At 54.4% G+C, this 21,918-nt stretch carries 18 protein-coding genes; 12 read left to right on the top strand and 6 right to left on the bottom strand.

Annotation, left to right across the window (positions count from 1 at the left end; translation table 11 throughout):
- Positions 1-4 precede the first annotated feature (4 nt).
- The 9 genes from LCS67_RS00840 to araD all read left to right on the top strand — a co-directional run bounded on the left by LCS67_RS00840 (position 5) and on the right by araD (position 8,016).
- Positions 5-469, top strand: a complete 465-nt coding sequence (locus LCS67_RS00840; RefSeq protein ID WP_000576101.1) for a YhcH/YjgK/YiaL family protein — start codon at positions 5-7, stop codon at positions 467-469.
- 23 nt (positions 470-492) lie between these two features.
- On the top strand, positions 493-1,425 hold the full coding sequence (locus tag LCS67_RS00835; protein ID WP_000794994.1) for a DUF4862 family protein: 933 nt from the start codon (positions 493-495) through the stop codon (positions 1,423-1,425).
- Between the two features lie 138 nt (positions 1,426-1,563).
- Positions 1,564-2,037, top strand: coding sequence for a 2,3-diketo-L-gulonate TRAP transporter small permease YiaM (gene yiaM / locus LCS67_RS00830; protein WP_000832313.1), 474 nt, complete (start codon positions 1,564-1,566; stop codon positions 2,035-2,037).
- A gap of 2 nt (positions 2,038-2,039) precedes the next feature.
- Positions 2,040-3,317, top strand: coding sequence for a 2,3-diketo-L-gulonate TRAP transporter large permease YiaN (gene yiaN / locus LCS67_RS00825; RefSeq protein ID WP_000301820.1), 1,278 nt, complete (start codon positions 2,040-2,042; stop codon positions 3,315-3,317).
- A gap of 11 nt (positions 3,318-3,328) precedes the next feature.
- Complete coding sequence (gene yiaO, locus LCS67_RS00820) at positions 3,329-4,315, top strand: 2,3-diketo-L-gulonate TRAP transporter substrate-binding protein YiaO (RefSeq protein WP_000766331.1); 987 nt, start codon at positions 3,329-3,331, stop codon at positions 4,313-4,315.
- Between the two features lie 3 nt (positions 4,316-4,318).
- A complete protein-coding gene (locus tag LCS67_RS00815) occupies positions 4,319-5,815 on the top strand; it encodes an FGGY-family carbohydrate kinase (RefSeq protein WP_000074063.1) in 1,497 nt (498 codons plus the stop codon).
- The gene (gene ulaD / locus LCS67_RS00810) at positions 5,812-6,462 is read left to right on the top strand and encodes a 3-keto-L-gulonate-6-phosphate decarboxylase UlaD (protein ID WP_000089520.1); all 651 of its coding nucleotides are present in this window, start codon (positions 5,812-5,814) and stop codon (positions 6,460-6,462) included. The genes LCS67_RS00815 and ulaD overlap by 4 nt, the downstream gene beginning before the upstream one ends.
- A 4-nt stretch (positions 6,463-6,466) precedes the next feature.
- Positions 6,467-7,327 carry an L-ribulose-5-phosphate 3-epimerase gene (locus LCS67_RS00805; RefSeq protein ID WP_001244036.1) on the top strand — a complete coding sequence of 287 codons (861 nt, stop codon included), beginning with the start codon at positions 6,467-6,469 and terminating at the stop codon, positions 7,325-7,327.
- On the top strand, positions 7,321-8,016 hold the full coding sequence (gene araD, locus LCS67_RS00800) for an L-ribulose-5-phosphate 4-epimerase (protein ID WP_023137414.1): 696 nt from the start codon (positions 7,321-7,323) through the stop codon (positions 8,014-8,016). The genes LCS67_RS00805 and araD overlap by 7 nt, the downstream gene beginning before the upstream one ends.
- 148 nt (positions 8,017-8,164) lie before the next feature.
- On the opposite strand, the gene LCS67_RS00795 is transcribed toward araD, so the two are convergent.
- Positions 8,165-8,980 (bottom strand): AraC family transcriptional regulator, encoded by an 816-nt coding sequence (locus tag LCS67_RS00795; RefSeq protein ID WP_000891808.1) that lies wholly within the window; start codon positions 8,978-8,980, stop codon positions 8,165-8,167.
- A 263-nt stretch (positions 8,981-9,243) separates the two neighbouring features.
- On the opposite strand from LCS67_RS00795, the gene LCS67_RS00790 reads away from it, so the two are divergent.
- Positions 9,244-11,199, top strand: a complete 1,956-nt coding sequence (locus LCS67_RS00790; RefSeq protein WP_001101497.1) for a glycoside hydrolase family 127 protein — start codon at positions 9,244-9,246, stop codon at positions 11,197-11,199.
- A 229-nt stretch (positions 11,200-11,428) separates the two neighbouring features.
- On the opposite strand, the gene aldB is transcribed toward LCS67_RS00790, so the two are convergent.
- The gene (gene aldB / locus LCS67_RS00785) at positions 11,429-12,967 is read right to left on the bottom strand and encodes an aldehyde dehydrogenase AldB (RefSeq protein ID WP_000183988.1); all 1,539 of its coding nucleotides are present in this window, start codon (positions 12,965-12,967) and stop codon (positions 11,429-11,431) included.
- 168 nt (positions 12,968-13,135) lie between these two features.
- On the opposite strand from aldB, the gene LCS67_RS00780 reads away from it, so the two are divergent.
- Positions 13,136-14,017, top strand: a complete 882-nt coding sequence (locus tag LCS67_RS00780; RefSeq protein WP_001188271.1) for an ROK family protein — start codon at positions 13,136-13,138, stop codon at positions 14,015-14,017.
- Positions 14,018-14,088: 71 nt separating this feature from the next.
- On the opposite strand, the gene yiaY is transcribed toward LCS67_RS00780, so the two are convergent.
- From yiaY to LCS67_RS00760, 4 genes are all read right to left on the bottom strand, one after another.
- Positions 14,089-15,240: an L-threonine dehydrogenase gene (gene yiaY, locus LCS67_RS00775; protein ID WP_000741491.1), complete on the bottom strand. Its 1,152-nt coding sequence runs from the start codon at positions 15,238-15,240 to the stop codon at positions 14,089-14,091.
- Between the two features lie 185 nt (positions 15,241-15,425).
- Positions 15,426-17,276 (bottom strand): selenocysteine-specific translation elongation factor, encoded by a 1,851-nt coding sequence (gene selB / locus LCS67_RS00770; RefSeq protein WP_000582383.1) that lies wholly within the window; start codon positions 17,274-17,276, stop codon positions 15,426-15,428.
- The gene (gene selA / locus LCS67_RS00765) at positions 17,273-18,664 is read right to left on the bottom strand and encodes an L-seryl-tRNA(Sec) selenium transferase (protein WP_023229751.1); all 1,392 of its coding nucleotides are present in this window, start codon (positions 18,662-18,664) and stop codon (positions 17,273-17,275) included. Before selA ends, selB begins: the two co-directional genes overlap by 4 nt.
- Before the next feature lie 98 nt (positions 18,665-18,762).
- Entirely contained in the window at positions 18,763-19,371 is a 609-nt protein-coding gene (locus tag LCS67_RS00760) for a glutathione S-transferase (protein ID WP_000766674.1), read from the bottom strand.
- A 476-nt stretch (positions 19,372-19,847) separates the two neighbouring features.
- Here LCS67_RS00760 and mtlA point away from each other — a divergent pair, with 476 nt between their 5' ends.
- Positions 19,848-21,764, top strand: coding sequence for a PTS mannitol transporter subunit IICBA (gene mtlA, locus LCS67_RS00755; protein WP_000093290.1), 1,917 nt, complete (start codon positions 19,848-19,850; stop codon positions 21,762-21,764).
- The last annotated feature ends 154 nt before the right edge of the window (positions 21,765-21,918 follow it).

Raw genomic sequence — 21,918 nt, 5'->3', positions numbered from 1 at the left:
CATCATGATTTTTGGACATATCGCGCAGCCTAATCCGTGCCGGTTACCGTCGGCCATAGAGCAGGCGCTCGATTTCCTGCGCAATACGGACTTTCGCACGCTGGAACCTGGCGTAGTGGAAATCGACGGCAAAAATATCTTCGCGCAGATTATCGATATGACCACCCGCGACGCTGCTGAAAATCGTCCGGAAGTCCATCGCCGCTATCTGGATATTCAGTTTCTGGCATGGGGCGAAGAGAAAATTGGGGTTGCCATTGATACCGGTAATAATCAAATCAGCGAGTCATTATTAGAACAGCGCGATATTATTTTTTATCACAACAGTGAACATGAATCATTCATTGAAATGATACCGGGAAGTTATGCCCTGTTTTTCCCGCAGGATGTTCATCGTCCCGGTTGTAATAAAAGCATTGCTACGCCGATACGGAAAATAGTCGTAAAAGTCGCCATAGACGTTTTATAAAATAGAGTTTACTGGAGCACAAAATGAAAAATAATACCGGTTATATTATCGGTGCGTACCCTTGTGCACCCTCATTTCACCAGAAGAGTGAAGAGGAAGAGACGGAATTCTGGCGGCAACTCTCTGGTACTCCGGATATCCGGGGGCTGGAGCAGCCTTGTCTTGAACATCTTCACCCGCTCGGCGACGAGTGGTTATTGCGCCATACACCAGGGAACTGGCAAATCGTGGTCACCGCGATAATGGAAACCATGCGCCGCCGTAGCGAAAACGGCGGTTTTGGATTAGCGTCCAGTGACGAGGAACAGCGTAAAGCCTGCGTGGAATACTACCGTCATCTTTATCAGAAGATCAATAAAATCAATGGGAACAATACCGGCAAAGTCATAGCCCTTGAGCTTCATGCCGCCCCGCTGGCGGGCAATCCGAACGTGGCGCAGGCAACCGACGCCTTTGCGCGCTCATTAAAAGAGATTGCCAACTGGGACTGGTCCTGCGACCTGGTGCTTGAACACTGCGACGCGATGACCGGCCCCGCACCGCGCAAAGGATTCTTACCGTTAGTAAACGTACTGGAAACTATTGCCGACTATGACATAAGCGTCTGCATTAACTGGGCGCGCTCGGCTATTGAAGGGCGGGATACCTCTCTACCGCTGATCCACACGCAGCAGGCCAAACATGCTGGAAAACTCGGGGCGCTGATGTTCTCCGGCACGACACAAAGCGGAGAATACGGCGAATGGCAGGACCTCCATGCTCCGTTTGCACCTTTCTGTCCACAAAGTCTGATGACGGAGAAACATGTTAAAGAACTCATTACCGCCGCAGCTCCCGAACGGTTGCAGTTTACCGGCATTAAATTGTTGGAAATCAATGCCAGCGCCGATATTAATCACCGCATAAATATATTACGTGATGGTATTAATATGATGAAAAAGGCCACACGCAGCTAACCTGAATTAAACATCATCACCTTAATCCTCGGCCTGCAACTCAACGTTGCGCCGACCTAATATAAACCAAACATAAGAAATTAAGTTCCACTATTCAGCATCGAAAGAAATAAGTTTCTATAACCTGATGGAGTCGTTATGAAGCGGGTACTTGAGGGCATACTTGCGGTATTAATTGCCGTACTTTCCTGCATTGTATTTATTAACGTTATTTTACGTTACGGTTTTGAGAGCAGTATTTTGTCGGTAGATGAACTATCACGTTATCTATTTGTATGGCTGACGTTTATTGGCGCCATCGTGGCATTTATGGATAACGCTCACGTTCAGGTCACTTTTGTGGTGGAAAAACTTTCGCCAGCGAATCAGCGTCGTCTCTCGCTGCTGACGCATTCACTGATTTTATTGTTATGCATCGCATTAGGCTGGGGCAGCCTACAAAAAGCACTGCAGGACTGGAGCGATCACTCGCCAATCCTCGGTTTACCGATCGGCCTGATGTATATCGCCTGTCTGCCCACAAGCGTTGCCATCGCGTTAATCGAGCTGCGTCGGCTTTATCACTTAATAACGCGTAACGATTCCTTTCAACAACCACAGCAAGGAGCCTAATCATGGCCGTGGTGATATTTCTCTGCTGCCTGCTCGGCGGGATCGCGATAGGTTTACCCATCGCCTGGTCGCTGCTGCTTTGCGGCGCTGCTCTGATGGCATACCTGGATATGTTTGACGTGCAGATTATGGCGCAAACTTTGGTTAACGGCGCGGACAGCTTCTCCCTGCTGGCCATTCCCTTTTTTGTTTTGGCCGGTGAAATCATGAACGCGGGCGGCCTGTCAAAGCGAATCGTCGACCTGCCGATGAAGCTGGTCGGCCATAAGCCCGGCGGCCTGGGCTACGTGGGCGTTATTGCGGCAATGATTATGGCCAGCCTTTCCGGCTCTGCGGTAGCAGATACCGCTGCGGTCGCCGCGCTGCTGGTGCCGATGATGCGCTCCGCAAACTATCCGATCAACCGCTCCGTTGGGTTAATCGCTTCCGGCGGGATCATTGCGCCAATTATTCCGCCCTCGATTCCTTTTATTATCTTCGGCGTTTCCAGCGGCTTGTCGATCAGCAAGCTGTTTATGGCCGGGATCGCACCGGGCATCATGATGGGCGCGGCGCTTATGCTCACCTGGTGGTGGCAGGCCGGGCGATTAAATCTCCCTTCTCAGCCTAAAGCAACACCGCGTGAAATCTGGCAATCATTGGTTTCAGGTATCTGGGCGCTGTTTTTACCGGTGATTATTATCGGCGGCTTCCGTTCCGGACTTTTCACGCCAACGGAAGCAGGAGCGGTTGCCGCGTTTTACGCCCTCTTTGTCGCCGTGGTTATCTATCGGGAATTAACGTTTTCCAGTCTCTACCACGTGCTGGTCAATGCCGCCAAAACGACGTCAGTCGTCATGTTTCTGGTGGCCGCAGCTCAGGTATCCGCCTGGCTGATTACGATCGCGGAATTACCCATGATGGTGTCAGATTTGCTGCAGCCGCTGGTCGACTCTCCGCGACTCTTATTTATCGTCATTATGATCTCAATTATGGTCGTCGGTATGGTGATGGACTTAACGCCAACGGTGTTAATTCTTACCCCTGTATTATTGCCATTAGTTAAAGAAGCCAATATTGATCCGATTTATTTCGGCGTCATGTTCATTATTAACTGCTCTATTGGATTAATCACACCGCCCGTTGGCAACGTCCTCAACGTTATTTCCGGGGTAGCAAAATTGAAATTTGATGACGCGGTAAGAGGTGTATTCCCTTACGTTGTCGTACTGATGTCGTTGCTGATTTTATTTATTTTTATTCCCGAGCTAATTATCACACCGCTTAAATGGATTAATTAAAGGATAATATTATGAAATTACACGTTATTGCTCGTTCATTATTGATAGCAGGTCTGACAGTTTTCAGCGTGTCGTCTCTGGCGGCACAATCTTTACGTTTTGGTTATGAAACACCGCAAACTGACTCCCAACATATTGCCGCGAAAAAATTTAACGAATTATTAAAAGAAAAAACCAACGACGAATTAACGCTAAAACTCTTTCCTGACAGCACATTAGGTAACGCCCAGGCAATGATCAGCGGGGTGCGCGGCGGAACTATTGATATGGAAATGTCCGGTTCGAACAATTTCACCGGCCTGGCCCCTGTATTCAACTTACTTGATGTCCCCTTCCTGTTTCGCGATACCGCGCATGCGCATAAAACGCTCGACGGCAAAGTCGGCGATGAACTGAAAAAATCACTCGATTCAAAAGGGTTAAAGGTCCTCGCCTACTGGGAAAACGGCTGGCGCGACGTCACCAACTCCCGCGCGCCGGTAAAAACGCCGGGCGATTTGAAAGGCTTAAAAATCCGCACTAACAACAGCCCAATGAATATCGCGGCCTTTAAAATCTTCGGCGCGAACCCTATTCCGATGCCGTTCTCCGAAGTCTATACCGGCCTCGAAACCCGTACGATTGATGCCCAGGAACACCCTATCAACGTCGTGTGGTCAGCGAAATTCTATGAGGTACAGAAATACCTCTCCCTCACTCATCACGCCTATTCGCCTCTGCTGCTGGTGATCAATAAAGCCAAATTCGACGCTTTAAGCCCGCAGTTCCAGGAGGCACTGCTGAGTTCCGCCAAAGAAGCGGGTGACTATCAGCGCAAACTGGTCGCCGAAGATCAGCAAAAAATTATCGATGGCATGAAAGAAGCCGGAGTTGAAGTCCTGACCGACATCGACCGTAAAGCCTTCAGCGATGCGCTGGGCAGCCAGGTGCGCGATATGTTCCTGAAAGACAACCCGCAGGGCGCCGATCTCCTGAAAGCCGTGGACGAGGTGCAATAAGTCATGAGTAACTACTGGCTGGGGTTAGATTGTGGTGGGAGTTGGCTAAAAGCCGGATTGTACGATGGCGCAGGCCGGGAAGTAGCGGTGCAACGCCTGCCGCTGCACGCTTTAAGCCCGCAGCCAGGCTGGGTTGAACGCGATATGACCGAACTGTGGCAACAGTGCGCCTCGGTCATCAACAAACTGCTGGCGCACACGGGGGTGAACGGTTCACAAATCCGTGGTCTGGGTATTTCAGCTCAGGGTAAGGGCCTGTTCCTGTTAGATAAAAGCGATCGGCCATTAGGTAAAGCGATACTCTCTTCCGACCGTCGCGCCATGGAAATTGTCCAGCGCTGGCAAAAAGAAGCGGTTCCGCAAAAACTCTACCCGCTGACCCGACAAACCCTGTGGACCGGGCATCCGGTCTCCCTTTTACGCTGGGTAAAAGAGAATGAGCCGCAGCGCTACGCGCAGATAGGCAGCGTCATGATGACGCATGACTATCTGCGCTGGTGCTTAACCGGCGTGAAAGGCTGTGAGGAGAGCAACATCTCCGAGTCCAACCTCTACAACATGGCGACGGGCCAGTACGACCCGCGCCTGACCGAGTGGCTGGGCATCAGTGAAATCGACAGCGCGCTGCCCCCCGTGGTGGGTTCAGCCGAAATATGCGGGGAGATCACCGCTCAGGCGGCCGCCATCACCGGTCTGACGGTGGGCACTCCCGTCGTCGGCGGCCTGTTTGACGTGGTTTCCACCGCCCTTTGCGCCGGTATTGAGGATGAATCAACGCTCAATGCGGTGATGGGGACCTGGGCCGTCACCAGCGGCATCGCTCACGGTCTGCGCGACCATGAGGCCCATCCTTACGTCTATGGCCGCTACGTCAATGACGGGCAGTATATCGTTCACGAAGCCAGCCCGACCTCTTCCGGCAACCTTGAATGGTTCACCGCCCAGTGGGGCGACCTCTCTTTTGATGAGATCAACCAGGCGGTTGCCAGCCTGCCGAAAGCCGGTAGCGACCTCTTTTTTCTGCCGTTTCTCTACGGCAGCAATGCCGGACTGGAGATGACCTGCGGTTTTTACGGGATGCAGGCGCTGCACACCCGCGCGCACCTGCTGCAGGCGATTTATGAAGGCGTGGTCTTCAGCCATATGACCCACCTCAACCGCATGCGTGAACGTTTTACCGACGTTTGCGCCCTGCGCGTTACCGGCGGACCGGCCCACTCCGACGTCTGGATGCAGATGCTGGCGGACGTCAGCGGCCTGCGCATTGAGCTGCCGCAGGTGGAGGAGACCGGCTGCTTCGGCGCGGCGCTGGCTGCCCGCGTCGGAACCGGCGTATATCGCAATTTCCGCGAGGCCCAACGCGACCTCCGGCACCCGGTGCGCACGCTGCTGCCGGACATGGCCGCGCACGCCCTCTATCAGCGTAAATACCGCCAATACCAGCATTTGATTGAAGCACTACAGGGCTATCACGCCCGTATTAAGGAGCACGCATTATGAGCCGACCACTACTGCAACTAGCGCTCGACCACACCAATCTGGAAGCAGCCCAGCGCGATGTCGCCCTGCTACAGGATCATGTCGATATCGTTGAGGCTGGCACCATCCTCTGTTTAACCGAAGGCCTTAGCGCGGTGAAAGCCCTGCGAGCGCAGTGCCCGGAAAAAATCATCGTCGCCGACTGGAAAGTGGCCGATGCCGGTGAAACCCTGGCGCAGCAGGCTTTTAGCGCTGGCGCCAACTGGATGACTATCATCTGCGCTGCGCCGCTCGCAACCGTCGAGAAAGGCCATGCCGTTGCCCAGTCCTGCGGCGGTGAAATTCAAATGGAACTGTTCGGCAACTGGACGCTGGACGACGCCCGAGACTGGTATCGCGTCGGGGTTCGCCAGGCGATTTATCACCGCGGACGCGATGCGCAGGCCAGCGGGCAGCAGTGGGGAGAGGCGGACCTGACGCGTATGAAAGCGTTGTCCGACATCGGCCTTGAGCTGTCAATTACCGGTGGTATTACCCCGGCCGATCTACCGCTGTTCCGCGACATTAACGTTAAGGCATTTATCGCCGGACGTGCGCTGGCAGGTGCCGCCCATCCGGCGCAGGTCGCCGCCGAATTCCACGCCCAAATTGACGCCATCTGGGGATAACAACATGCGTAATCATCCATTAGGTATTTACGAGAAAGCACTGGCGAAAGATCTCAGTTGGCCGGAGCGGTTGGTGCTGGCAAAAAGCTGCGGTTTTGATTTTGTTGAGATGTCGGTGGACGAAACGGATGAACGTCTCTCACGCCTGGAGTGGACCTCGGCCCAACGCGCTTCGCTGGTGAACGCGATGCTGGAAAGCGGCGTCGCCATCCCGTCGATGTGTCTCTCCGCCCATCGCCGTTTCCCTTTTGGCAGCCGCGACGAAGCGGTACGCCAGCGGGCGCGTGAAATCATGACCAAAGCCATTCGCCTGGCGCGCGACCTGGGGATCCGCACCATCCAGTTGGCAGGTTACGACGTCTATTACGAAGAGCACGACGAAGGCACCCAGCAACGTTTCGCCGAAGGGCTGGCGTGGGCGGTAGAACAGGCTGCGGCTGCGCAGGTGATGCTGGCGGTGGAGATCATGGATACCGCGTTTATGAACTCCATCAGCAAGTGGAAAAAGTGGGACGAGATGCTTTCGTCACCGTGGTTCACCGTTTATCCAGACGTCGGCAACCTCAGCGCCTGGGGGAACGACGTGACCGCCGAACTGAAGCTGGGGATTGACCGTATCGCCGCTATCCACCTGAAAGACACGCTGCCAGTGACCGGTGACAGCCCCGGCCAGTTCCGAGACGTGCCGTTTGGCGAAGGATGCGTTGATTTTGTTGGCATCTTCAAAACGCTGCATGAGCTGAATTATCGCGGTTCATTTCTGATTGAGATGTGGACAGAGAAATCCAGTGAGCCGGTGCTGGAAATTATCCAGGCCCGCCGCTGGATTGAATCACGGATGCAGGAAGGAGGTTTCACATGTTAGAGCAACTGAAAGCCGAGGTGCTGGCGGCCAACCTGGCCCTCCCGGCGCACGGGCTGGTCACCTTTACCTGGGGCAACGTCAGCGCGGTCGATGAGACGCGCAAACTGATGGTCATTAAGCCTTCCGGCGTTGAATATGAGGTAATGACCGCCGACGATATGGTGGTGGTAGAGATCGCCAACGGCAAGATCGTTGAAGGCAACAAAAAACCGTCGTCCGATACCGCGACCCATCTGGCGCTCTATCGGCGCTATCCGCAGATCGGCGGGATCGTGCATACCCATTCCCGCCATGCGACGATCTGGTCGCAGGCCGGGCTCGATCTGCCCGCCTGGGGCACCACCCACGCCGACTATTTCTATGGCGCGATCCCCTGTACCCGGCTGATGACCGTTGAGGAAATTAACGGCGAGTACGAGTATCAGACCGGCGAGGTGATTATTAAAACCTTTGAAGAGCGCGGTCTGGATCCGGCGCAAATCCCGGCGGTATTGGTTCATTCACACGGCCCGTTTGCCTGGGGTAAAAACGCCGCCGATGCCGTCCACAACGCCGTGGTGCTTGAGGAGTGTGCCTATATGGGGCTGTTCTCGCGCCAGCTGGCCCCGCAGCTACCGGATATGCAGCCTGAACTGCTCAATAAACACTATCTGCGTAAACACGGCGCGAACGCCTATTACGGGCAGTAACAGCCTATGTCGGATGGCGGCTGCGCCTTATCCGACCTACAAGACTTGCAATATCAATACGTTGTGATGAACTCTTGTAGGCCCGATAAGCAAAGCGCCATCGGGCATTCAGTTTGCAACCGCGTTGTCAGAGGGCCAAAGATTATACTCAAGAATTAACGTGTTCCTTACTGTAGCGCCGCTTCCAGGCGGTAGGCGTCAGGCCGGTGTGCTTGCGGAAGATCTGGCGAAAGTAACCAACGTCATTAAAACCGCACCGCTCCGCCACCTCTTTTAACGAACGCGCGTCGCTAATCAGCAACTTTTCCGCCTCGCGCACCCGCTGGCGGTGGATGGCTTCCGTTAGCGTAAGGTGAAATACCCGCCGATAAACGCGTCCCAGATAATCCACATTGCAATGCAGTTCTTTCGCCAGAACTGAGCTGGAAAGCGGCAGGTGATAGTGCGTTCGAATCAGCTGCTGTACTTTCCAGGCCAGCGACACGCCAGCGGCCTCGGCGTTTTCATTCTGCCGGGCGTCAACGGTAAGCTGCTGCAAAATCAGCAGCACGATGAACTCCAGCGCCGGGCTGCGCTGGTGCTTTTCCTGCTCGTTCATAAACTGGCGAAAAAGCGCAATCAGCGCCTGCGGATCGGCAACCTGGGTATGCTGCGGCACGGAAAGATGCGTCAGCCAGCGCGGGTCGCTGTCCGGCGCTTTGACCTCAAAATGGAGCCAGTAAAATTTAAGATCGGCGGGAAACTCCTCAACGCCAATATGGCGGCGATGCGGCCAAAGCAACAGGCTTTCCCCGGCTTCAACACAGAAAACACATTCTTCTTCCTGAATTTTCAGGCAGCCTTTTTCCACAAATATAATTTCCCACGATTGCAGACGCCTGGCAGGATGACGCCCAATGCCGCGAGAAATAAATAATCCGCCGTTTTGGACTTTAATCGGTAATGTTATGGATAATTCGAGCATTAATATGTCATTTCCCGCTCATTCAGCACCGTATTTCATATTAGCCTTTGATTATTAACTAAAAATAGTCATTTCACTCGATCCATCTCACATTTTTAAATACGGGTCGGAATCGTCATCTTTTTTTACTCTTTTATCGCCTTGTCGCTCACCGCTATCTGGGCAAAATGAATCAGGTCATAACGCGAAAATAAAAATTACTGCCATAAAATACCCCGTCAGCGAGGAATATCTATGACCTCTACAGCCTTAAGGAGCACGAAATGAACGTACTGGAAGTCGATCTGCATAAACTGACGGTCAGCGATCCGTTCCTCGGACAGTATCAACAACTGGTTCGCGATGTGGTTATTCCTTACCAGTGGGATGCGTTAAACGATCGTATTCCAGAGGCTGAACCCAGCCATGCCATTGAAAATTTCCGCATTGCCGCAGGACAGCAGACGGGCGACTTTTACGGCATGGTCTTTCAGGACAGCGACGTGGCGAAATGGCTGGAAGCGGTTGCCTGGTCACTGTGCCAGAAGCCCGATCCCGCGCTTGAGAAAACCGCCGATGAGGTGATTGAACTGGTGGCCGCCGCACAGTGTGACGATGGCTATCTCAATACGTACTTTACGGCAAAAGCCCCGCAAGAACGCTGGAGCAACCTGGCGGAGTGCCACGAGCTTTATTGCGCCGGGCACCTGATTGAAGCGGGCGTCGCCTTCTTTCAGGCCACCGGCAAGCGTCGGCTGCTAGACGTCGTTTGTCGACTGGCCGATCATATCGACAGCACTTTCGGCCCTGGCGAAAATCAGCTGCACGGCTATCCGGGCCACCCGGAAATTGAGCTGGCGCTGATGCGTCTGTATGAGGTAACAGAGCAGCCGCGCTATATGGCGCTGGCAAGCTACTTTATCGGGCAGCGCGGTGCCCAACCGCACTTCTACGACGAAGAGTACGAAAAACGCGGCCAAACCTCTTACTGGCACACCTACGGCCCGGCGTGGATGGTCAAAGACAAAGCCTACAGCCAGGCGCATCTGCCAATTTCGCAGCAGCAGACGGCCATTGGCCACGCGGTACGTTTTGTCTATCTGATGACTGGCGTGGCGCATCTCGCTCGCCTGAGCAACGATGAAGGCAAACGCCAGGACTGCCTGCGCCTGTGGAAAAATATGGCGCAACGTCAGCTGTATATCACCGGAGGCATCGGTTCACAGAGCAGTGGCGAAGCCTTTAGCTGCGATTACGATTTACCCAATGATTCGATCTATGCGGAAAGTTGCGCTTCAATCGGCCTGATGATGTTCGCCCGCCGGATGCTGGAAATGGAAGCCGATAGCCAGTACGCCGACGTGATGGAGCGCGCGCTGTACAACACCGTCCTCGGCGGTATGGCGCTGGATGGCAAGCATTTCTTCTACGTCAACCCGCTGGAAGTGCATCCAAAATCGTTAAAATTCAACCATATTTACGATCACGTTAAGCCCATTCGCCAGCGCTGGTTTGGCTGCGCCTGCTGCCCGCCGAACATCGCCCGCGTGCTCACCTCCCTTGGTCACTACATCTACACGCCGCGTGCGGATGCGCTGTACATCAATATGTACGTGGGTAACAGCGTGGAAATACCGGTTGAAAATGGCGCGCTCAAACTGCGGATTGGCGGGAACTACCCGTGGCATGAGCAGGTGAAGATCGCCATCGACTCTGTGCAGCCGGTACGTCACACGCTGGCGCTACGTCTGCCGGACTGGTGCCCTGAGGCAAAAGTGACGCTCAACGGGCTGGAAGTGGAGCAGGATATTCGCAAAGGTTATCTGCATATCCGTCGAACCTGGCAGGAGGGCGATACGATAACCCTGACGCTGCCGATGCCGGTTCGCCGCGTGTATGGCAATCCGCTGGCGCGTCACGTCGCCGGTAAGGTCGCCATTCAGCGCGGGCCGCTGGTCTATTGCCTTGAGCAGGCCGATAACGGCGAAGAACTGCATAATCTGTGGTTACCGAAAGAGAGTGAGTTCCGGGTCTTTGAGGGCAAAGGGCTTTTTGCGCATAAGATGCTGATTCAGGCTGAAGGCGAGAAGCAAAGCGCCCCAGATGCGCAGCATCAGGCGTTGTGGCACTACGATAACGCGCCGTCATCGCGCCAGCCGCAGACGCTAACGTTCATTCCGTGGTTTAGCTGGGCCAACCGCGGCGAGGGCGAAATGCGGATTTGGGTCAACGAGCGGTAATACTGTGCCGGATGGCGGCTGCGCCTTATCCGGCCTACAAGATTTGCAATATCAGTACATTGCGATGAATTTTTGTAGGCCCGATAAGCGAAGCGCCATCGGGCATTACCACCAGGCTGATATCAATGCGGTAGGCCCGATAAGCGCAGCGCCATCGGGCATTACCACCAGGCTGATATCAATGCGGTAGGCCCGATAAGCGCAGCGCCATCGGGCATTACCTCTTGCGTCAGAACAGCCCCAGCGGCTTATCGGAATAGCTCACCAGCAGACACTTGGTTTGCTGGTAGTGTTCCAGCATCATCTTATGCGTTTCGCGCCCGATGCCCGACTGCTTATAGCCGCCAAACGCCGCGTGTGCCGGATAGGCGTGATAGCAGTTGGTCCATACGCGCCCGGCCTGAATGCCGCGACCCATCTTATAAGCCAGATTGCCGTTGCGGCTCCAGACGCCTGCGCCGAGGCCATACTGCGTATCGTTAGCGATTTCCAGCGCCTCCTCCATGGTTTTAAAGGTGGTTACCGCCAGCACCGGGCCAAAGATCTCCTCCTGAAAGACGCGCATATTATTCTTACCAAACAGGATAGTGGGCTCAAGGTAATAGCCCTCTTTAAGTTCGCCATCCAGCTCCTTGCGTCGCCCACCGGTCAGAATATCGGCCCCCTCTTTTTTACCGATATCGATATAATTGAGGATAGTCTCAAGCTGGCCGTGGGAGACCTGCGCCCCCATTTGCGTACCGCTATCTAGCGGGTTCCCACTGCGAATGCTCTCTACCCGGCGAATAGCGCGCTCCATAAAGCGCTCATAGATGGACTCCTGGACCAGCGCACGGCTTGGACAGGTACACACCTCGCCCTGGTTAAAGGCAAACAGGGCAAAACCCTCCAGCGCTTTATCAAAGAACGCATCTTCTTCATCCATCACGTCAGCAAAGAAGATATTTGGCGATTTACCGCCTAACTCCAGCGTCACCGGAATAATATTCTGCGTGGCGTACTGCATGATCTGTTGACCCACTTCCGTCGAACCGGTAAACGCCACCTTCGCGATACGTTTCGAGGTCGCCAGATATTCACCGATCTCGCCGCCCGCGCCGTTCACGACGTTGACGACGCCCGGCGGTAACAGATCGCCAATGACTTCCATTAACAGCAGAACGGAAAGCGGCGTCAGGCGTGCCGGTTTAAGCACCACGCAGTTACCCGCCGCCAGCGCTGGCGCCATTTTCCAGCTTGCCATCAACAACGGAAAGTTCCACGGGATTATCTGCCCCACGACGCCAAGCGGTTCGTGAAAATGGTAGGCCACGGTTTCGCTATCAACTTCGCTGATCCCGCCCTCCTGCGCACGTATACAGGAGGCGAAATAGCGGAAATGATCGATCGCCAGCGGTACGTCGGCGGCGCTGGTTTCACGAATCGGTTTACCGTTATCCCAGGTTTCCGCTGTCGCCAACAGTTCGAGGTTTTGTTCCATCCGATCGGCGATCTTAAACAAGATAGCGGCACGGTCTTGTACTGACGTATGCGCCCACTTATCTTTCGCCTTATGCGCGGCGTCGAGCGCTAAATCGATATCTTTTTTACCGGAGGAAGCGACTTCACATAGCGGCTGGCCGGTCACTGGCGTCAGGTTTTGATAATATTCGCCGTCGGCGGGCGCTACCCAGTCACCGCCAATAAAATTGTCATAGCGGGCTTTTAATTTCAGTGGGTACCCGTATTCACCTGGCTGAATACGTGTTGAAGGGGGATTGTTCGTCATGACCAACTCCTTATTGTAAAGGTACTCCACAAGGGTAGACGGTACTGGTGAATTTTTCGCCAATGGTTTTCCGCTTTACGACAGCAATCACGAATTACTTTCCTTTACGTTTCTCCGTCTGGTTTTAGCCATACTAAACAGGTGCCTGTTTAACGTACGGAGAACACTATGCAGCAATATATCGGCATTGATGTGGGAGGAACTCACGTCAAATATGGCGTGATTAACAGTGACGGCGAAGAATTAACCCATCATCAATTCGATACGCCAGAGGACGCCTCCACGTTTACCCGCAAATGGCAGGATGTGGTGGCGCGTTGCCAACAGGACTATGACATTGCGGCAATCGGGGTCAGTTTCCCCGGCCATATTAATCCCCATAACGGTCATGCGGCAAAAGCGGGCGCGCTGGCTTACCTGGATGACGTCAACCTGATGGAGTTGTTCAGCGGGCTGACCGATCTGCCGCTGGTCGTGGAGAACGACGCGAACTGCGCGGCGCTGGGCGAAATGTGGCGAGGCGCCGGGCAGCATTATGACAATCTGGTCTGTATCACCATTGGAACCGGCATTGGCGGCGGTATTATCGTCGGACGAGAGCTGTATCGCGGCGCACATTTCCATGCCGGTGAATTCGGCGTCATGCCGGTCGGGAACAATGGCGAAAGTATGCATAAAATCGCGTCAACCAGCGGATTAATGGCGTCGTGCCGCCAGGCGCTGGCGCTGCCTGCCGAAGAGATGCCGCCTGCGGATGTGATCTTCGAACGAATGGCGACCGATGTTCATCTGCGTGAGGCGGTCAATGACTGGGCGCGTTATCTGTCACGCGGCGTTTACAGCGTGATCTCTATGTTTGATCCGGGCGTGGTGCTGATCGGCGGAGGAATAAGCGAACAGGAAAAACTCTACCCGCTCCTGACGCGGCATCTTGAAACGTTTGAAATGTGGGAGGCGCTCCAGGTGCCGATTCAGCCCTGCCAACTGGGAAATCAGGCGGGCAGGCTGGGCGCCGTCTGGCTGGCGCAGCAAAAGCTCGACCGAAGCTAACGTATTACGCCTTATCCGGCCTGCATCGTCTACGCAGGCCCGGTAAGCGTCCGCGCCACCGGGCAAAGGCGTTACATCGCCGCGCGATAAATTTCCACAATCTCATCGTGAGTCGCCTGAATCGGGTTCGTCAGACCACAGGCATCTTTAAGAGCATTGGTCGCCAGAACCGGGATATCTTCTTCCTTCACGTTTAGCTCGCGCAGTCCCGCCGGAATGTTGACTTTCTGCGACAGTTGGCGAATGGCCGCCACACACGCCTGCGCGCCTTCCGCCTCGCTCATATCTGATACATCGACGCCCATCGCCGCTGCGCAATCACGCAGGCGAGCCGCCGCTACCTGGCTGTTGAATACCTGCACATGCGGCAGCAGAACCGCGTTACATACGCCGTGCGGTAGGTTGTAGAAACCGCCAAGTTGGTGCGCCATAGCATGAACGTAGCCCAGCGACGCATTGTTAAACGCCATTCCCGCCAGAAACTGAGCATAAGCCATCGCTTCACGCGCCTGGACATTGCTCCCCTCTTCAACCGCAACAACCAGATTTTCCGCAATCATCGTTACCGCTTTCAACGCGCAGGCATCGGTAATAGGCGTTGCCGCAACGGAAACATAAGCTTCAATCGCGTGGGTTAACGCATCCATACCGGTTGCCGCCGTCAGGGATTTCGGCATACCAACCATTAAAGAGGAGTCGTTGACAGAGAGCAGCGGCGTAACGTGTTTATCGACGATAGCCATTTTAATATGACGTTCTTCGTCGGTGATGATACAAAAACGGGTCATTTCAGACGCGGTGCCGGCGGTCGTATTAATCGCAATCATCGGCAACTGCGGTTTCGCGGAGCGGTCAACGCCTTCATAGTCACGAATATCGCCGCCATTCGCCGCCACCAGAGCGATACCTTTCGCACAGTCGTGCGGGGAACCGCCGCCCAGCGAGATAACGCTGTCGCAGCCATTTTCTTTCAGAAGCTTCAACCCAGCTGCCACATTGCTGGTGGTAGGGTTAGGCTGCGTACCATCATAAATCACGCTAAAAATATCACGTTCCTGTAGCGCTTTTTGAATATCACCCGCCATCCCTAATTTTGTCAGCATAGCATCCGTAACAATTAATGTACGGCGAAAACCATATTCCGCCATCGTATTCATTGCGTTCTTTAATGAATCGGCACCAATTACATTCACGGAAGGAATAAAAAACGTTGAAGCTGCCATTATACTGTCCTTAATTACCAGAATAAGGTGCGAAGAATACGGGTGAAATTATCCTAATAATATGATCACGATGACTATTTTAAGAAGTCAGAAAAATAAAAAGCACATTAGGTTAATTTCCTGATGTGCTTTTATAAATCAACTCAATAATTGTATTGATTCATTTCTGATTTAATTTAACCATTTCATTCTTTTTGCGGAAATAATAACGCATCACGTAATAAATGATCATTTCCACGACGCCGTGTAAATCCAATCCGGTCAAAATATTCAAGGATCTGAATAGCCAGTTTCCGCCCTACATTCAGCCTGTCGCGAAAATCCGCCGCACACGTTGATCCTCTCTCTTGATCCAGCTCGCGGATCATATTGGCGAAAGCGACAATCCGATCGTTACGATAGTACCGATCTTTTACGATCGCGGTAATGATGCCTTGCTGTGCCGCCTGCCGCAGCACGAGCCGCATCAATTGTTCTTCCGTTCCGGTCTCTTTCGCCAGATCGCGTACCCACCAAGGCTCATCGCCAAATAGCGGTTCAACTTTTTGCCAGACGGCCTGCTGCTCATCGCTAAATCCCGCTTTATGATCCGGCAGATGCAACCAACCGTGATGGCTATGAATCAGGCCGTCGTCGCGCATCCGCTCGATCAGCATCAGGACCAGCGCTTCATCTTCCATTGGCAGGGCCATGCGGCGTAAACGCTCGCGTCCCGGCCCCGGTTCATCGCGGTGCTGTTCGTGGTAGGTCGCCAGAGTATCGAGAATCTTACGCTGCCAGCGGGCGGCGACGGGCGCGCTTAGCAGATTGTCTCCGGCCTGGATAAAACCATGTTGCTCAATAAGCTGACGCATACCGAGAGGATTAAGCTGACGCGCCCAACCGAAATCCGGCAGGTTGACGGCGCCGCGTTCCAGATGAATGGCCAACGCCGCGCTATCGTCCTGCGCGGCGGCAAGCGTTGAAAGCCAGTGCAAATAATCTGGTTTACGTTTACCGCGACGCGGCGCCTTAAGCGTCACCACGCGTGCGCCGGCAAGGGTGGCGCGTGCGGAAATATCACGCAGCACCAGTCTGTCATTATCGGCCAGCCACAACGGCGTATCGAAGATCAGCTCGGCCAGCCCGCCTTCCAGCAAAGAGACGCGACCGGTCACATGGCTGGCGGCATGGTGAATATGTAGCGGCTGCCATTGGGAAAGCGGCGCATGAAGTGCCAGAGAAACGATCACCCGGGAAAAAGCTTCCCCCACCGGCGCATCGGAAAGCAGCCAGTCGCCGCGGTTAAGCTGCTCCTTCTCCGCATCGCCCGCAATATTGAGCGCAATACGTTGCCCGGCGTGCGCATGGTCGGTAGGCTGATTTTGTGCGTGCAGGCTACGCACCCGCATCGGTTTATTTACTCCGGTTAACCACAGCGTATCACCTACCTTCACCTCTCCGCTCAGCGCCGTTCCGGTCACCACCAGTCCCGCCCCTTTCACCGTAAACGCACGGTCGATAGCCAGACGGAAGCGATGCTGCGCGGCGTGCAAACGTGCAGGAAGCTGCTGTAAATGAGCGCGAAGTTCTGCAATACCGCGTCCTTCATTGGCAGCGGTGACAAATAAAACGGTATCGGCGAAGCCATAGTTGTCGAGCGCCGCCAGTACCTCTTCACGTACTTCACCGATACGCGCCTCGTCCACGCGATCGGCTTTGGTCAGCGCGACGGTGAGCTGGAGATTGCCCGTCAGTTGCAGGATCTGTAAATGCTCGCGCGTTTGCGCCATGACGCCGTCATCACAGGCGACCACCAGCAAAGCGTGATCGATACCGCCTACACCCGCCAGCATGTTAGAGAGGAATTTTTCATGCCCAGGCACATCGATAAAGCCCAGCACACGGCCATCCGGCTGCGGCCAATAGGCGTAACCCAGATCGATAGTCATCCCGCGTTTTTTCTCTTCCGGCAGACGGTCGGCATTGACTCCGGTAATCGCCTGGAGCAACGTCGTTTTACCGTGGTCTACGTGTCCGGCAGTTGCAATAATCATTTCAGCATCATCTCCATAAACCGGCTTTCGTCTTCAAGACAGCGCATATCCAGCCATAAACGGCCATCATAAATTCGGCCAATGACCGGTACAGGCAGCGTGCGCCAGCGAGCCGCCAGCGCCTCCAGCCGACTACCGCGCCCGTCGTGCGGGGTAAATGTCATGGCGGCGCTGGGGAGGCGGTCTACCGGTAATGAACCGCTGCCGATTTGCGACAGGCAGGGTTTAACCTCCAGCGCAAATTCATCGCCGTAACGTGCCACCAGCCGCGCCTGTAACCGCTGCGCTTGTTCGCGAATCGACGCTTCACTGCGGGTTAACAGACGCAGGGTGGGTAATTTCTCCGCCAACGCTTCCGGGTGCAGATACAGACGTAACGTTGCCTCCAGCGCCGCCAGCGTCATTTTATCCGCGCGCAGAGCGCGTTTCAGCGGATGGCTTTGCAGTTGGGCAATCATCGCTTTTTTGCCGACGATGATCCCGGCCTGCGGCCCGCCCAGCAACTTATCGCCGGAGAAGCTTACCAGGCTGACGCCTGCGGCAATGAGCTGCTGCGGCATCGGCTCTTTGGGTAAGCCATATTGACTTAAATCCACCAGTGAACCGCTGCCCAGATCCGCCACCACCGGAATATCCAGCTCTCGCCCGATTTCCGCCAGTTCCGCTTCCTCTACCGTTTTGGTAAAGCCCTCAATGCTGTAATTACTGGTATGCACCTTCATCAACAGCCCGGTATTTTCATTTACCGCCTGACGGTAATCTTTCGCGTGCGTCCGGTTGGTGGTGCCTACTTCATGCAGCGTACAGCCCGCCTGGCGCATAACATCCGGAATACGAAACGCGCCGCCGATTTCGACCAGCTCGCCACGCGAAACCACCACCTCTTTGCCGCTGGCGGTCGCCGCCAGCATCAGCAATACCGCCGCCGCATTGTTATTGACGATACAGGCGTCCTCCGCCCCGGTGATACGGCATAACAGCGTCGCCAGCGCCCGGTCGCGATGCCCCCGCCCGGCGCCATCCAAATCATATTCCAGCGTCACCGGCGCGCGCATCGCCTGCGTTACCGCCTCAATCGCTTCTTGCGCCTGCAATGCGCGGCCAAGGTTGGTGTGCAGCACCGTCCCCGTCAGGTTAATCACCGGGCGCAGCGCGCTTTGCGCCGCATTTTCCAGCCGGAGTTTCGCCTCTTGCGCCCAGTCTGCGTACCAGTCGGGAAGTGTTTGCGTATTCCGGATGACGTCGCGCGCGTCGTCAAGCATCCGCCTAAGCAGATCAACCACCTGGGTATGGCCATACCGATCGCGCAGAGAAAGAAAAGCGCTATCGTGCAATAAGCGATCGATAGCAGGAAGCTGGCTGTAGAGTGTACGCGTTTCGCTTGTCATGAAAATGCCTGGCTGTTGGTGGCCCTCTCCTGGCGGGAGAGGGATATCGACATAAGGGGGATTGTAACGTGAGTTTGCTCAGGCGGACATAATGCGCGTCAAGCCTTTGGCGCTTCGGTGCGGGCAAAGCTTTCGCGTTGAAAAAGCGTTTCGACCAGTTTGACCAGGTGGGGGCGGCTAACGCACCAGCCAGGCGCGACCCGGCGGAAGTTGAGATAGCCTACCGCACAGGCAATCGCGATAGTCGCCAGATTGACCGTATCCGTTTTTAGCGTCCCGTCGCTCAGATAACTTTCGAGCATATCCAGGCTGCGGTTGATTTTTTCCCGCTGGCGCAGCAGTTCCGTTTCCGATTGTTGCGCCGCCGGGCGCGCCTGTTCGCGTACAGACACCAACGCTGCATCCATAATACCGTCAGCCAACGCTTCGAGCTGGCGAATTTTAAGCGCTGCCATCGGGTCACGCGGGAGCATCGCTGGCGCGATATCCAGCAGCTCAATATATTCCGCGATGATCGGCGAATCGAACCAGTACTCCCCTTTCTCCGTCACCAGCGCTGGCACCTTACCCAAAGGGTTGTATTGCGCCACGCCGTTATCCGCCTCGTAGGGTAATTCATTAATAAATTCGAAGGTAATGCCCTTTTCGAGCAGCAGAATAGAGATTTTGCGCACAAAAGGGCTGGTGTAGCTACCGATGAGTTTCATGCCGTGTCCTTTTTGCCAACCAGTAAAAATCATAGTATGGCTCAAATAAGACGAAAAGAGACACAAAAGGAGGTTGCTGAATGACATAACGTGAGAGGACTCGCGACAAAATGTTTGCCGGATCGTATTGACGTTACCCGGGCTTAAAATTTCTTGTGAAGAAGATCACAAAAATTCAACAAAGCACCAAAATAAAAATGTGAAATATCTCACATAAAATTGCCTTTTAAGAGCTAAAAATTAGATTCGTTGTTTTTTTACACAGCCACTTTGTGATCAATATCACATCAATTACCTCTCTACCCCCTATATTTATGTGACACAAATCACATAAATTGTCCCTGTCTGGACAGTTGAACGATTCAGTGCCAGATTGCGCAGTATCTACACTACAGGGTCCGGCTACCTCTGCCGCTACATTAACAAACCTCGGGCTTTCAGCCTGCGCGACAGCAACAATAAGAAGGGGTGTTTTTATGTCATCCGATATTAAGATCAAAGTGCAAAGCTTTGGTCGATTCCTCAGCAATATGGTGATGCCTAATATCGGCGCGTTTATCGCGTGGGGTATTATCACCGCATTATTTATTCCAACAGGGTGGTTGCCTAACGAAACGCTGGCGAAACTGGTTGGTCCGATGATCACCTACCTGCTGCCGCTGCTCATCGGTTATACCGGCGGTCGTCTGGTTGGCGGCGAACGCGGCGGCGTAGTGGGCGCTATCACTACCATGGGCGTTATTGTCGGCGCGGATATGCCGATGTTCCTCGGCTCGATGATCGCCGGTCCATTAGGCGGCTACTGCATTAAGAAATTCGACAGTTGGGTAGACGGTAAGATCAAATCCGGTTTTGAGATGTTGGTGAACAACTTCTCCGCTGGCATCATCGGTATGATCCTCGCCATCCTGGCGTTCCTCGGTATTGGTCCGGCGGTTGAAGTCCTGTCCAAAATTCTGGCGGCGGGCGTTAACTTCATGGTGGCGCACGATATGCTGCCGCTGGCGTCCATTTTTGTTGAACCGGCGAAAATCCTGTTCCTCAATAACGCGATTAACCACGGCATCTTCTCACCGCTGGGTATCCAGCAGTCCCATGAGATGGGTAAATCCATCTTCTTCCTGATTGAAGCTAACCCGGGTCCGGGGATGGGCGTCCTGCTGGCGTACATGTTCTTCGGTCGTGGCAGCGCTAAACAGTCTGCGGGCGGCGCGGCAATTATCCACTTCCTGGGCGGTATCCATGAGATCTACTTCCCGTACGTGCTGATGAACCCACGCCTGATTCTGGCGGTGATTCTCGGCGGTATGACCGGCGTATTCACCCTGACCATCCTGAACGGCGGTCTGGTCTCTCCGGCATCTCCGGGTTCCATTCTGGCGGTACTGGCGATGACGCCAAAAGGCGCTTACTTCGCTAACATCGCTGCCATCGTGGCGGCAATGGCGGTGTCCTTCGTGGTGTCTGCAATTCTGCTGAAAACCAGCAAAGTGAAAGAAGAAGATGACATTGAAGCGGCCACCCGTCGTATGCAGGACATGAAAGCGGAATCTAAAGGCGCCTCTCCGCTGGCGGCTGGCGACGTGACCAACGACCTGAGCCATGTGCGTAAAATCATCGTGGCTTGCGATGCCGGTATGGGTTCCAGCGCGATGGGCGCAGGGGTACTGCGTAAGAAAGTACAGGATGCGGGCCTGAGCCAGATCTCCGTCACCAACAGCGCCATTAACAATCTGCCGCCGGATGTGGATCTGGTCATTACTCACCGTGACCTTACCGAGCGCGCGATGCGTCAGGTACCGCAGGCGCAGCATATTTCGCTGACCAACTTCCTGGATAGCGGCCTGTACACCAGCCTGACCGAACGTCTGGTTGCCGCACAGCGCCACAATACTAATGAAGAGAAAGTACGCGACCATCTGAAAGACAGCTTTGAGGAGGGTGATAACAACCTGTTCAAGCTGGGCGCGGAGAATATCTTCCTGGGCCGTAAAGCCGCTAACAAAGAAGAGGCGATTCGCTTTGCCGGTGAACAACTGGTGAAAGGCGGCTATGTTGAGCCGGAATACGTCGAGGCGATGCTGGACCGCGAAAAGCTGACGCCGACTTACCTCGGTGAATCCATCGCAGTTCCGCACGGCACGGTAGAAGCGAAAGACCGCGTGCTGAAAACCGGCGTGGTGTTCTGCCAGTATCCGGAAGGCGTACGCTTCGGTGAAGAAGAAGACGATATTGCCCGTCTGGTCATTGGTATCGCCGCACGTAACAATGAGCACATCCAGGTCATCACTAGTCTGACCAACGCGCTGGATGATGAATCCGTGATCGAACGTCTGGCGCACACCACCAGCGTGGATGAAGTACTGGAACTGCTGGCAGGTAAAAAAGCTTAACAGTTAAGTATCCCCAAAATAGTTCGAGCTGCAGGAAGGCGGCAACGCAGTGAATCCCCAGGAGCGTACATAAGTACGTGACTGGGGTGAGCGAGGAGAGCCAACGCATCTGCAGTTCGAAATATGAAGGCGATATCCTCTCCCTTGTGGAGAG

Origin of the sequence: Salmonella sp. A7, assembly GCF_020181675.1 — a bacterium.
In the GTDB taxonomy this organism is placed as follows: Bacteria; Pseudomonadota; Gammaproteobacteria; order Enterobacterales; family Enterobacteriaceae; genus Salmonella; species Salmonella enterica.
The sequence above is the reverse complement of the archived record's forward strand: the minus strand, read 5'-3'. Positions and strand labels throughout refer to the sequence as shown.

Coding starts and splice junctions, on each gene's coding strand:
- LCS67_RS00840 (WP_000576101.1), top strand. CDS start 5: ATGATTTTTGGACATATCGCGCAGCCTAATCCGTGCCGGTTACCGTCG.
- LCS67_RS00835 (WP_000794994.1), top strand. CDS start 493: ATGAAAAATAATACCGGTTATATTATCGGTGCGTACCCTTGTGCACCC.
- yiaM (WP_000832313.1), top strand. CDS start 1,564: ATGAAGCGGGTACTTGAGGGCATACTTGCGGTATTAATTGCCGTACTT.
- yiaN (WP_000301820.1), top strand. CDS start 2,040: ATGGCCGTGGTGATATTTCTCTGCTGCCTGCTCGGCGGGATCGCGATA.
- yiaO (WP_000766331.1), top strand. CDS start 3,329: ATGAAATTACACGTTATTGCTCGTTCATTATTGATAGCAGGTCTGACA.
- LCS67_RS00815 (WP_000074063.1), top strand. CDS start 4,319: ATGAGTAACTACTGGCTGGGGTTAGATTGTGGTGGGAGTTGGCTAAAA.
- ulaD (WP_000089520.1), top strand. CDS start 5,812: ATGAGCCGACCACTACTGCAACTAGCGCTCGACCACACCAATCTGGAA.
- LCS67_RS00805 (WP_001244036.1), top strand. CDS start 6,467: ATGCGTAATCATCCATTAGGTATTTACGAGAAAGCACTGGCGAAAGAT.
- araD (WP_023137414.1), top strand. CDS start 7,321: ATGTTAGAGCAACTGAAAGCCGAGGTGCTGGCGGCCAACCTGGCCCTC.
- LCS67_RS00795 (WP_000891808.1), bottom strand. CDS start 8,980: ATGCTCGAATTATCCATAACATTACCGATTAAAGTCCAAAACGGCGGA.
- LCS67_RS00790 (WP_001101497.1), top strand. CDS start 9,244: ATGAACGTACTGGAAGTCGATCTGCATAAACTGACGGTCAGCGATCCG.
- aldB (WP_000183988.1), bottom strand. CDS start 12,967: ATGACGAACAATCCCCCTTCAACACGTATTCAGCCAGGTGAATACGGG.
- LCS67_RS00780 (WP_001188271.1), top strand. CDS start 13,136: ATGCAGCAATATATCGGCATTGATGTGGGAGGAACTCACGTCAAATAT.
- yiaY (WP_000741491.1), bottom strand. CDS start 15,240: ATGGCAGCTTCAACGTTTTTTATTCCTTCCGTGAATGTAATTGGTGCC.
- selB (WP_000582383.1), bottom strand. CDS start 17,276: ATGATTATTGCAACTGCCGGACACGTAGACCACGGTAAAACGACGTTG.
- selA (WP_023229751.1), bottom strand. CDS start 18,664: ATGACAAGCGAAACGCGTACACTCTACAGCCAGCTTCCTGCTATCGAT.
- LCS67_RS00760 (WP_000766674.1), bottom strand. CDS start 19,371: ATGAAACTCATCGGTAGCTACACCAGCCCTTTTGTGCGCAAAATCTCT.
- mtlA (WP_000093290.1), top strand. CDS start 19,848: ATGTCATCCGATATTAAGATCAAAGTGCAAAGCTTTGGTCGATTCCTC.